Source organism: Aurantimicrobium sp. MWH-Uga1 (genome assembly GCF_003325955.1).
Taxonomy (GTDB): Bacteria; Actinomycetota; Actinomycetes; order Actinomycetales; family Microbacteriaceae; genus Aurantimicrobium.
Window position 1 is genome coordinate 628508 of record NZ_CP030929.1, and the last position, 12887, is coordinate 641394.

6 protein-coding genes and 3 rRNA genes are annotated in these 12887 nt (G+C 52.6%); 7 read left to right on the forward strand and 2 right to left on the reverse strand.

Annotated features, from left to right (window positions below; all coding sequences use genetic code 11):
• The 7 genes from AURUGA1_RS03245 to AURUGA1_RS03280 all read left to right on the forward strand — a co-directional run bounded on the left by AURUGA1_RS03245 (nt 1) and on the right by AURUGA1_RS03280 (nt 10812).
• Complete coding sequence (locus AURUGA1_RS03245; RefSeq protein WP_114128856.1) at nt 1-1251, forward strand: carboxylate--amine ligase; 1251 nt, start codon at nt 1-3, stop codon at nt 1249-1251.
• A complete protein-coding gene (locus AURUGA1_RS03250; RefSeq protein WP_114128857.1) occupies nt 1251-1961 on the forward strand; it encodes an aspartate/glutamate racemase family protein in 711 nt (236 codons plus the stop codon). Before AURUGA1_RS03245 ends, AURUGA1_RS03250 begins: the two co-directional genes overlap by 1 nt.
• Before the next feature lie 546 nt (nt 1962-2507).
• Nucleotides 2508-4028 (forward strand): 16S ribosomal RNA (locus AURUGA1_RS03255).
• A gap of 425 nt (nt 4029-4453) precedes the next feature.
• Nucleotides 4454-7569: ribosomal RNA gene (locus AURUGA1_RS03260) — 23S ribosomal RNA — on the forward strand.
• 134 nt (nt 7570-7703) lie between these two features.
• Nucleotides 7704-7820: ribosomal RNA gene (gene rrf / locus AURUGA1_RS03265) — 5S ribosomal RNA — on the forward strand.
• The 16S, 23S and 5S rRNA genes sit together here, the layout of an rRNA operon.
• Nucleotides 7821-7933: 113 nt before the next feature.
• Complete coding sequence (locus AURUGA1_RS08105; RefSeq protein WP_205214673.1) at nt 7934-9733, forward strand: hypothetical protein; 1800 nt, start codon at nt 7934-7936, stop codon at nt 9731-9733.
• 2 nt (nt 9734-9735) lie between these two features.
• A complete protein-coding gene (locus AURUGA1_RS03280) occupies nt 9736-10812 on the forward strand; it encodes an HAD-IIA family hydrolase (RefSeq protein ID WP_114128859.1) in 1077 nt (358 codons plus the stop codon).
• Nucleotides 10813-10865: 53 nt separating this feature from the next.
• Here the strand turns inward: AURUGA1_RS03280 and AURUGA1_RS03285 are convergent, their stop codons facing one another.
• Nucleotides 10866-12521, reverse strand: a complete 1656-nt coding sequence (locus AURUGA1_RS03285; RefSeq protein ID WP_114128860.1) for a cation acetate symporter — start codon at nt 12519-12521, stop codon at nt 10866-10868.
• Entirely contained in the window at nt 12518-12871 is a 354-nt protein-coding gene (locus tag AURUGA1_RS03290; protein WP_231951833.1) for a DUF485 domain-containing protein, read from the reverse strand. The genes AURUGA1_RS03285 and AURUGA1_RS03290 overlap by 4 nt, the downstream gene beginning before the upstream one ends.
• Between the last annotated feature and the right edge of the window lie 16 nt (nt 12872-12887).

A 12887-nucleotide genomic window follows, 5' to 3' on the forward strand; every position in this document is an offset into this window, starting at 1 on the left:
ATGGAAAAGCACGCCTTTCTGCCTGTTCTCCTCGGCAGCGATATCAATGCATACGGCATGGCTCGCTCTTTCCATGAGGAGTATGGCGTGACTTCTCTTGCCTTGGCCTCCTTCCCATTGGCGCCGACGCGCTACAGCAAGATTGTCACCGTGCAGGTACATGAATCACTAGTAGATCCAGAAGCCTTTTTAGCCATCGTGTTAGAGCAAGGAAGAGAACTCTCGGCACGATACGACAAGCTCGTTCTTGTTCCCTGCGGGGATAGTTATGCCGAATTGGTGTCCCGCTTCCAGAGAGAACTCAGCGAATTCTTTATTGTTGCTTCGCCACCACATGATCTCCTTGAGACACTGGTGAATAAAGCTCGCTTTTATGAGCTGTGCGCCGCACACGGCATTGCCCACCCAGCCACGCGCATCATTACTGCCCAGGACGCGCGAGATGTTGATGCCCTTGAGATTCCGTTTAGTTTCCCTGTAGCACTCAAGCCGTCAGATTCGGTGTCGTACCTTGATGTGAAGTTTGAGGGGCGAAAGAAGGCGTACATTCTCGATAGCGCAGATGAAGTACGTCATATTGTGGGAGAGATCTATGCGCACGGATACACAGACACATTAGTTCTCCAGGAATACATTCCCGGCGATGATTCTCAGATGCGCGTTCTCAACGCATATGTGGATGCAACCTCCACAGTGCGCATGATGTGTTTGGGAAATCCTCTGCTGGAAGATCACGCCCCAGACATGGTGGGCAACTACACCGTTATCCGCAGTAGTTCCAATCAGGAGGTTTACGCTCAGATTCAGAAGTTTTTGCAGGGTATCGGGTATGTCGGTTTTGCGAACTTTGACATGAAGTTAGACGCGCGTGATGGAAGCTACAAGCTTTTTGAGTTGAATCCTCGCCAAGGGCGCAGCAGCTTTTTTGTCACCCTGGCTGGCTATAACCTTGCTCGCTTCCTTGTCGAGGATCGAGTCTTTGGCCGTCAAACAAAGACTGTCTACGGGGATCATGAGAGTTTGTGGATGCAAATCCCTAAGCGTGTGTTTTTGAGGTACGTGCAATCTGCTAAAGAGAAAGAACGTGCGAAAGCGTTAATCCGCGCAGGCAAGTGGGGAACTACTCTGCGCTATGCCCAGGATATGAATCTCATGCGCTGGCTAATCCTGTTGCGGATGGACATGCGGTATTTTCAAAGTTACCGTCGTTACTTCTCGGCGCGCTCAGCTAATTCCGAAGGGGTTTTGTAATGGCCAACCTCATCGGTGTCCTTGGCGGCATGGGACCAGATGCCACAATTACATATTTATCAATGGTGGTCGAAAACACACAGGCCTCAACTGATCAAGAACACGTTGATCTTGATTGCGTAATGCATTGTTCGATTCCTGACCGCACCGCCTACATCCTGGACCGCTCCCAGCCCTCGCCTTTACCTGACCTTATTGAAGACATCCAGACTCTGGGGGAGCGTGGCGTCACAGCAATCGCTATTCCTTGCAACACAGCACACTACTTTTTTGAGGAATTACAGGCTGCCTCACCTGTTCCGGTGCTCAACATGCTGGAGTTGGCCGTTGATAGCCTGCGCGAACGCTATCCTGAGGCGCGAACTGTCTGTGTTCTGGGAACACGAGGAACCGCTCAAACTGGTGTTTATGCCCCCGCTGTCGACAAGGCGGGACTGAAACTGGTTGATGTAAGCGAGGAAGGCCAGAAGCTCGTGGATACCGTCATCTTTGACCGCGTCAAAGCAGGTATTCCCACTGAGCGCTCACTGTACACAGACATGCTTGCTGAGGGAATGGCCTCAGGTGCAGATGCCCTTATTTTGGCCTGCACAGAGCTTTCCGTTCCTGAACGGCAGATTCAGCATGACTTTGCCACTTTGGACGCTCTTGTTTCTCTTGCTCGTGCCACAGTCGTTGCGGCAGGAAAGCGTCTGAAACCTGCTCTGTAGCTCACTTGCGTTGCGACACGCCCGGGATGCCACAGAGATTTGCTGGGATCGTAATAAACCCGTAATGTTGTCACTTGTCACCCCAAAGGTGCGGAATGCCTCAGAGCTTCCACCCTCAAGCGGGACCATCTCAGTTACTTTGAGAAAACGCTACGGCGAACACTTGGTAACTATCTGGATGAAAATCCATCATGTATCGCGATGTTGCGAACGGCAGCCCAAGAGTCCATGACTCTCCGGTGATGAGTTTGACAAGATTGTTTTTGATGGTAAGTTAGGACAGTTGCCCTAAACCGATTCTGAAAAGTATTGGACTAGGAGCGCCCGATCCTTGAGAACTCAACAGCGTGCACAATGTCAAATGCCAAAACCCGGCATCAACTTTTTGTTGATGTACGGATTCCTTTGGAAAAAAATTAGACAACAAAACATGTCAGCAATGACTGTTCTGTTTTGTCAGTTTCAAACTCGTGACATTCGCCCTTATTCCGGGGAATGTCACATAAATAGATTTGCCACCAGCTATTAGCCGGTGGCTATCAATCTTTTACGGAGAGTTTGATCCTGGCTCAGGACGAACGCTGGCGGCGTGCTTAACACATGCAAGTCGAACGATGAACCCGGAGCTTGCTCCGGTGGATTAGTGGCGAACGGGTGAGTAACACGTGAGTAACCTGCCCTTGACTCTGGGATAACTGCGGGAAACTGTAGCTAATACCGGATACGACCCTCGGTGGCATCACCAGGGGGTGGAAAGAATTTCGGTCAAGGATGGACTCGCGGCCTATCAGCTAGTTGGTGAGGTAACGGCTCACCAAGGCGACGACGGGTAGCCGGCCTGAGAGGGTGACCGGCCACACTGGGACTGAGACACGGCCCAGACTCCTACGGGAGGCAGCAGTGGGGAATATTGCACAATGGGCGCAAGCCTGATGCAGCAACGCCGCGTGAGGGATGACGGCCTTCGGGTTGTAAACCTCTTTTAGTAGGGAAGAAGCGAAAGTGACGGTACCTGCAGAAAAAGCACCGGCTAACTACGTGCCAGCAGCCGCGGTAATACGTAGGGTGCAAGCGTTGTCCGGAATTATTGGGCGTAAAGAGCTCGTAGGCGGTTTGTCGCGTCTGCTGTGAAATCCCGAGGCTCAACCTCGGGCCTGCAGTGGGTACGGGCAAACTAGAGTGTGGTAGGGGAGATTGGAACTCCTGGTGTAGCGGTGGAATGCGCAGATATCAGGAAGAACACCGATGGCGAAGGCAGATCTCTGGGCCATTACTGACGCTGAGGAGCGAAAGCGTGGGGAGCGAACAGGATTAGATACCCTGGTAGTCCACGCCGTAAACGTTGGGAACTAGATGTAGGGTCCATTCCACGGATTCTGTGTCGCAGCTAACGCATTAAGTTCCCCGCCTGGGGAGTACGGCCGCAAGGCTAAAACTCAAAGGAATTGACGGGGGCCCGCACAAGCGGCGGAGCATGCGGATTAATTCGATGCAACGCGAAGAACCTTACCAAGGCTTGACATATACCGGAAAAGCGTAGAAATACGCTCCCCGTAAGGTCGGTATACAGGTGGTGCATGGTTGTCGTCAGCTCGTGTCGTGAGATGTTGGGTTAAGTCCCGCAACGAGCGCAACCCTCGTCCTATGTTGCCAGCACGTAATGGTGGGAACTCATGGGAGACTGCCGGGGTCAACTCGGAGGAAGGTGGGGATGACGTCAAATCATCATGCCCCTTATGTCTTGGGCTTCACGCATGCTACAATGGCCGATACAGAGGGCTGCAATACCGCAAGGTGGAGCGAATCCCAAAAAGTCGGTCTCAGTTCGGATTGAGGTCTGCAACTCGACCTCATGAAGTCGGAGTCGCTAGTAATCGCAGATCAGCAACGCTGCGGTGAATACGTTCCCGGGCCTTGTACACACCGCCCGTCAAGTCATGAAAGTCGGTAACACCCGAAGCCAGTGGCCTAACCGCAAGGAAGGAGCTGTCGAAGGTGGGATCGGTGATTAGGACTAAGTCGTAACAAGGTAGCCGTACCGGAAGGTGCGGCTGGATCACCTCCTTTCTAAGGAGCATTTGGAGACTATATGTCTTCCAGAGCCTCTACTCAGACGAATGTTCTGAGGAGGTTAGCTCATGGGTGGAACATTGACATTGATTCAGAACCACATGGTTCACAGTTAGTACGGTCTTCGGACTTGGAACGCAGTGCTCCAGGAGGGTCTGAATGCGCACGCTGTTGGGTCCTGAGGGACCGGGACACCAGGTTTTACTTGGTGAAACGAACCTCTGGACCTTTCTTCGTTTACATCACTCGTAAACAAGAGGGGTACCGCCCGTACTTTGAGAACTACACAGTGGACGCGAGCATCTTAGATTCAGAGATTTATCTCTGAATCACAAAGATCATATTGAGCGTAAATTTATTTACGTTCCGATAGATCATTGGTCAATTTTTCTATAACGAAAAATCGATTCAAACTCATGTGATTTCAAATTTCTAAGAGCAAACGGTGGATGCCTTGGCATCTGGAGCCGAAGAAGGACGTAGTAATCTGCGATAAGCCTCGGGGAGCTGATAAACGAGCTTTGATCCGAGGATTTCCGAATGGGGAAACCCCGCTGGGCCCGCAAGGTGACCCAGTGACTCCCGCCTGAATATATAGGGCGGGTAGAGGGAACGTGGGGAAGTGAAACATCTCAGTACCCACAGGAAGAGAAAACAAAAGTGATTCCGTAAGTAGTGGCGAGCGAACGCGGAAGAGGCTAAACCGATCATGTGTGATATCCGGTAGGAGTTGCATGGTCGGGGTTGCGGGACTTTTCATTCTGTTCTACCGAGCAGTAAGCGTTACAACGTTGTATAGACGAATGGTCTTGAAAGGCCAGTCATAGAGGGTGCCAACCCCGTAGTCGAAATGCAGCAATGGCGCGAGAAGTATCCCAAGTAGCACGGGGCCCGAGAAATCCCGTGTGAATCTGTCAGGACCACCTGATAAGCCTAAATACTCCCAGATGACCGATAGCGGACAAGTACCGTGAGGGAAAGGTGAAAAGTACCCCGGGAGGGGAGTGAAATAGTACCTGAAACCGTTTGCTTACAAACCGTTGGAGCACCCTTGTAGGTGTGACAGCGTGCCTTTTGAAGAATGAGCCTGCGAGTTAGTGATATGTGGCGAGGTTAACCCGCGAGGGGAAGCCGTAGCGAAAGCGAGTCTTAATAGGGCGTTTCAGTCGCATGTTCTAGACCCGAAGCGAAGTGATCTATCCATGGCCAGGTTGAAGCGGCGGTAAGACGCCGTGGAGGACCGAACCCACTTAGGTTGAAAACTGAGGGGATGAGCTGTGGATAGGGGTGAAAGGCCAATCAAACTTCGTGATAGCTGGTTCTCTCCGAAATGCATTTAGGTGCAGCGTTGCGTGTTTCTTGCCGGAGGTAGAGCTACTGGATGGCCGATGGGCCCCACCGGGTTACTGACGTCAGCCAAACTCCGAATGCCGGTAAGTGAGAGCGCAGCAGTGAGACAGTGGGGGATAAGCTTCATTGTCGAGAGGGAAACAACCCAGACCACCAACTAAGGTCCCAAAGCGCGTGCTAAGTGGAAAAGGATGTGGAGTTGCAGTGACAACCAGGAGGTTGGCTTAGAAGCAGCCACCCTTGAAAGAGTGCGTAATAGCTCACTGGTCAAGTGATTCCGCGCCGACAATGTAACGGGGCTCAAGCACGCCACCGAAGTTGTGGCATTGATATATATTGGTAGGCCTTCGTGGTCCAGCCGTATTGATGGGTAGGAGAGCGTCGTGTGGCCAGCGAAGCGGCGGTGGAAACCAGCCGTGGAGGCTACACGAGTGAGAATGCAGGCATGAGTAGCGAAAGGGGAGTGAGAAACTCCCCCTCCGGAAGACCAAGGGTTCCAGGGTCAAGCTAATCTTCCCTGGGTAAGTCGGGACCTAAGGCGAGGCCGACAGGCGTAGTCGATGGACAACGGGTTGATATTCCCGTACTGACGAAAAACCGCCCAAACTAATCCAGTAATGCTAAGTGTCTGAATCCACCTGATCTGAGACTTCGGTCGACGACGGGCTGGCCTAGCACACGACCCTATGCTGGTGCGGTTAGCGTATTAACAGGTGTGACGCAGGAAGGTAGTCAAGCCGGGCGATGGTTGTCCCGGTCTAAGGCCGTAGGGCGAGAGATAGGCAAATCCGTCTCTCATTAAGCCTGAGAACCGATGGGTAGCTCTCACGAGCGAAATTGATGATCCTATGCTGCCAAGAAAAGCATCGACGCGAGGTTTTAGTCACCCGTACCCCAAACCGACTCAGGTGGTCAGGTAGAGAATACTAAGGAGATCGAGAGAATCGTGGTTAAGGAACTCGGCAAAATGCCCCCGTAACTTCGGGAGAAGGGGGGCCTGAGGCGTGTAGGGATTTACTCCTGAAGCGTTTGAAGGCCGCAGAGACCAGTGGGAAGCGACTGTTTACTAAAAACACAGGTCCGTGCCAAGTCGCAAGACGATGTATACGGACTGACGCCTGCCCGGTGCTGGAAGGTTAAGAGGAGCGGTTAGCGTAAGCGAAGCTGCGAATTTAAGCCCCAGTAAACGGCGGTGGTAACTATAACCATCCTAAGGTAGCGAAATTCCTTGTCGGGTAAGTTCCGACCTGCACGAATGGCGTAACGACTTCCCAGCTGTCTCAACCGCGAACTCGGCGAAATTGCACTACGAGTAAAGATGCTCGTTACGCGCAGAAGGACGGAAAGACCCCGTGACCTTTACTACAGCTTGGTATTGGTGTTCGGTGTGACTTGTGTAGGATAGGTGGGAGACTTTGAAGCTGGCACGCTAGTGTCGGTGGAGTCATTGTTGAAATACCACTCTGGTCACTCTGGACATCTAACCATGAACCGTAATCCGGTTCTGGGACAGTGCCTGGTGGGTAGTTTAACTGGGGCGGTTGCCTCCCAAAAAGTAACGGAGGCGCCCAAAGGTTCCCTCAACCTGGTTGGCAATCAGGTGGCGAGTGTAAGTGCACAAGGGAGCTTGACTGTGAGACTGACAGGTCGAGCAGGGACGAAAGTCGGGACTAGTGATCCGGCAGTGGCTTGTGGAAGCGCTGTCGCTCAACGGATAAAAGGTACCTCGGGGATAACAGGCTGATCTTGCCCAAGAGTCCATATCGACGGCATGGTTTGGCACCTCGATGTCGGCTCGTCGCATCCTGGGGCTGGAGTAGGTCCCAAGGGTTGGGCTGTTCGCCCATTAAAGCGGTACGCGAGCTGGGTTTAGAACGTCGTGAGACAGTTCGGTCCCTATCCTCTGCGCGCGCAGGAAATTTGAGAGGATCTGTCCTTAGTACGAGAGGACCGGGACGGACCAACCTCTGGTGTGTCAGTTGTTCCGCCAGGAGCACCGCTGATTAGCTACGTTGGGAATGGATAACCGCTGAAAGCATCTAAGCGGGAAGCCGGCCTCAAGATGAGATTTCCATCCCTTCGGGGGAGAGGCTCGCAGCTAGACTACTGCGTTGATAGGCCGGATGTGGAAGTGGGGACTAAAGACCCATGGAGCTGACCGGTACTAATAAGCCAATAATTTGATAATCACTACACATAATCCGTTGTAAGGCTGGATTGTGTGGCCTGATGTTCGCGTCCACTGAGTGGTTCTCGATGTACGGTCGAGAACTGCGCATACATCGTATGTGCACGTTTCACTTTGATATACATCAATAGTGTTTCGGCGGCCATAGCGAGAGGGAAACGCCCGGTTACATTCCGAACCCGGAAGCTAAGACTCTCAGCGCCGATGGTACTGCAGGGGGGACCCTGTGGGAGAGTAGGACACCGCCGGACTTCTTTGTAAAAGAGCCACCCGTTTTTACGGGTGGCTCTTTTGCGTTAAGCTGGAATTCGTAGTTCTCAACGTTTCTTGCGAACTGCCTTCAAATTACACAGAGGACTCTTTGATGAGCGACGAAGATAAAGAATTCGGCACGCCTGAACGTGCTGATCGACCCCGCCGAGATGGCCACGGTCCCCGAAACAACCGCCCAGAGAGTTCTCGTGAGCAGCGACCTAACCGCTACGGTGTTCCACGCGATGGTTCACGTCCACAGCGTGACCGTCGCACAGGTCAGCCTCGAGGGGAACGACCCACATTTGGCGAACGTGCCTCGCGTCCAGATCGTGAAGATCGTCCCCGCTATGGAGATCGTCCCCAAAGAGGCGACCGTCCACGTTTTGATGACCGTCCTCAACGCACTGAGCGTCATGCTTATGGAGCACGCCCTGATCGAGGTGATCGTCCCCGGTATGGCGATCGTGATGGTGCTCAACGTGGTGACCGACCACAACGTCCTTCGGGGGAGCGTTCTTCCTATAGTGGACGCCCTGACCGTAATGACCGTCCTGAACGCGGCGGTTATAGCCGCGGTGGTTCACAAGGTGCACCCCGTGGCGAACGCACAGGTAATGATCGTGGTGGCCGCCCCTCTTACAGTGATCGTGGCTACCGGCCCGACCGCAAAGAGCGTTCTTATGGAGATAAACCACAACGGTCGAATGAGCGCAGCTATGGGGACAGGCCACAACGCAGTGAACGCCCCTACGGTGATCGCCCTCAGCGGTCTCAAGACCGCTCATATGGAGACCGTCCAGAGCGTCCTCGCTATGGAGACCGCGGTGGTCGCCCAGATCGTGCAGGTGCTCCACGCACTGGAGGGCGTCATTTTGGTGATCGTGACGAGCGTCGTCCACGTTTTGAGGAGCCTGAGCTCACTGAAGAACAGAGGATGGCGCGCGAGCTTCGTATGGTTCGCCCCCACCACGACGATCCTTGGATTGATGATGATGTCACTGATGACATGCTCGACAAGGCAGCACGCAATGAGCTGAAAACTCTCACCAAAGAGAATGCAGAGCGCGTTGCCAAGCATTTGGTGATGGCAGTGAGACTGATGGATGAGAATCCTGAGCTGGCGCACCAGCATGTTCTTTCTGCCGCTCGTCGTGCTGGACGTATTGCGATTGTTCGAGAAACACTGGGAATTACCGCGTATGCGATTGGGGATTTTGCACTGGCGCTGCGTGAATTGAGAACCTACCGGCGTATTTCGGGATCGAATGAACAGATTGCACTGATGGTGGATTCCGAGCGTGGTGTTGGACGCCCAGATAAGGCTTTAGAGTTAGGGCGTTCGGTAGATAAATCAACCCTGTCGGAACCAACACAGGTTGCCCTGGCTATTGCAATGTCTGGAGCACGACTTGATTTAGATCAGGTTGATCTGGCCTTAGCGGAATTAGAAATTCCTCAACTAGACCCTTCTAAAGCGTTCACATACAGCCCAGCATTGTTCCATGCATATGCCGAGGTATTAGAAGAGTTGGGCCGACACCAAGAAGCTGCCGAGTGGATTACGTGCGCTGAAGTTGCTGAAAAAGCACTCATCGATGCCCAGTTGATTGCATCCACAGATGAAGACGAACAAGATATCGTCGTATTTGAAGAGGAAATAGTAGAAGACCAATTTGATCTTGTTAGCGAAGGGCCTCTTGATGTGGAGACTCTCGCATTGGCTGATGTCATCAGTTCTGGTGCCTTTGAGGAGTCAGAAAGCGCTGAAGTTGAATTATTCGACACTGAATTGAATATTGCAGAGCAGGATGCTCTCATTGCTGAAGGTATTGGTCCAGATGATCTTCTTGAGGATGATGTTCGCCAAATCTTGATGGAGACAGCCCATCTGGATGAAGAGGGGAAATAGACGTGAGTCTGTTTTCAAAGAAGCAGCCCATTTTGGGGCCTAGCCCTGTAGAAGGTAAATCTGTCGTGCTGGCAGATCTCGATGGCGTCGTATATGCAGGTCCAGGTGCTATCGACTATGCGGTTGAGTCGCTGAATTCTGTCTCAGAACACACTCGGGTTGGTTACATTACAAACAATGCCTCACGCACAGCAGCAAGTGTCGCCTTTCATCTTCGTGAACTCGGTTTGGAATGTGCTGAAGAGGACGTCGTCACTTCGCCTCAAGCAGCAATGCACCTGCTGGCTGAGGTCGTGGAGCCAGGGGCGACCATTTTAGTTGTCGGCGGTGAAGGCTTGACTTACGAGCTCGAAAAAAATGGTTATACCGTCACTTTCTCCGCTGAAGATAACCCAGCTGCTGTCATCCAGGGTTTCTCTCCCGAGCTTGGTTGGAAGCATCTTGCAGAAGCAGCTTTTGCATTGAATACTCGACCCAGTGCTGACGCCTTTGGTGGAACTGTGTCGAATGCTCAGGGAGAGGGTATTCCATGGGTTGCCACAAACATGGACTGGACTATCCCCGTCGCCCGCGGTTTTGCACCAGGAAATGGGACTCTGGTTTCTGCAGTGCACACAGCAGTTGGCCGCCTACCACAGGTTGCAGGTAAGCCTGAACTTCCCATCTTCGAGGAGGCAGCCCGTCGCTTCGGCACTGCCGAAGCTCCAGAGACTGCGTTGTTTATCGGTGATCGTCTCGACACCGATGTCATGGGTGGTAATCGTGCGGGGATGGAAACAGTTCTTGTGCTCACTGGGATTGATCAACCCAAGCAATTACTTGCAGCTCCTGCAGGGTCACGGCCGACCTATATCCTTGGGGACCTCCGCGAGCTTCAGTTGCCTTATCCCACCCCAGTAACAAACAAAGACGGGTCAGTTACGGTTCGTGGAGCCACGGTGCGTAAAGAGGGCATGGATTTGGTGATCGTGAGCAGAGGAGAGGACAAGTTGGATCTTCTTCGAGCTGCGTGCCAAGTGATCTGGGATAGCGGACTTGCAATTTTTGGGTTTTCTGTTCCCGAAGAGTTGTATTGCTAATCAATAAACGAACGCCCCTGGATAACCAGGGGCGTTCGTTTATTGTGGAGTGCTTAGTGGTGAACTTCCTTCTCTGCACCGTGACCGGTGAGTGAACGAACTTCCATCTCTGCTGCAAGCCAGGAGTTTTCCTTACGACCACCTGCATAGGTTCCGAGGATACCGAGCAGGAATGCCAGAGGAATCGAAACGATACCTGGGTTGTCCAGTGGGAACCAGTGGAAGTCAACACCCTTGATCATGGAAGCGGTGAGCTCTCCAGTCTTGGGGTCAAGCTTTCCGGAAACCACAGGGGAGAAAGCAATCAGAACTACGGAGGAAATCAGACCACCGTACATCGACCACAGTGCACCACGAGTGTTGAAGCGGCGCCAGTAAAGCGAGTAGATGATGGTGGGCAGGTTTGCGGAAGCTGCAACTGCGAATGCCAGAGCAACCAAGAACGCAATGTTCTGACCTTGTACACCGATACCACCAAGGATTGCGAGAGCACCAATTACCACGATGGTAATGCGAGCAATCTTGACCTCTGCGTTAGGGCGAACCTCACCACGCTTGATGACGTTGGCGTAGATGTCGTGTGCGAACGAGGTAGCAGCGGTGATGGTCAAACCAGCAACCACGGCCAAAATCGTCGCGAATGCGATAGCTGAAACGATACCAAGCAGAACTGGGCCACCGAGTGCTGCAGCAAGCAGCGGAGCAGCCGAGTTAGCAGCACCTGGTGCTGCAGCAATCGTTGCGGGTCCAACAAGGACCATAGCGCCGAAGCCGAGAACCAGAGTGAAGAGGTAGAACGCACCGATGAGCCAAATAGCCCACACAACGGACTTACGAGCTTCTTTCGCGGTAGGAACCGTGTAGAAACGCATGAGTACGTGTGGCAGACCTGCGGTACCGAGTACGAGAGCCATTGACAATGAGATGAAGTCAATAGGGTTCTTGCCGTACTTCAGACCAGGCTGAAGTGGGTCGAAGGGAGCCTCAAGTGCCTGAGAAACCTCAACACCCTTTTCCAGCAAGGTTGACAGATTGAAACCATTGAGTGCAAGAACCCAGATGGTCATGATTCCTGCCCCAGCAATAAGCAAAGCTGCCTTGATGATCTGAACCCAAGTCGTACCCTTCATGCCACCAACGAGTACGTAGATAACCATGAGGATACCCACGACTGCGACCACGAGGGCCTGACCGAGCTGGTCGTTGACTCCGAGAAGCAGTGAAACCAGACCACCGGCACCAGCCATCTGTGCGAGAAGGTAGAAGAAGCAAACAACCAAAGTGGAGATTGCTGCTGCCAGACGCACTGGACGCTGGTGGAGGCGGAATGAAAGTACGTCCGCCATGGTGAACTTACCTGTGTTACGCATAAGTTCTGCAACCAGGAGCAGGGCTACGAGCCATGCAACAAGGAAGCCGATGGAGTACAAGAATCCGTCGTATCCAGCAAGTGCGATTGCACCAGTAATTCCGAGGAAGGATGCGGCTGAAAGGTAGTCACCTGCGATAGCCATACCGTTTTGGGTACCACTGAAGGAGCGACCACCTGCGTAGAACTCGTTTGCAGACTTGTTGTTCCGTCCTGCGCGAATAACGATGATCATCGTCACGATAACAAAAGCACCAAAGATGCTCATGTTGAGGATTGGATTGTTATCTGCCGAGGTTGTGGTGACAGCCTCTGCAGCGTGAATCAGAACGTTGCTCATGCGACACCTGCCTTCTGCTTAGCTTCGAGCTCTTGACGAAGTTCAGATGCAAGTGGGTCAAGTCGCTTGTTAGCAAAGTTGACGTACCACATCGTAATTCCGAATGTCGTGACGAACTGAAGGAGTCCAAAAATTAGACCAATGTTGATAACACCAAATACAGGTGTTGCCATCCAGTTAGATGCAAAAACGGCGAGTACAACGTATAGGAAGTACCACGCCATTGCTGCGATAAGTACAGGGATTACGAATCCACGCTGACGTTTGCGTAGCTCCTTGTACTTGGGTGTTTCTTCGAAGGCAGGATAATCAATCCTGTGATGACCCTTCTCTGTCTCTTCGTTACTCACGCGGCCTCCTTGCCTC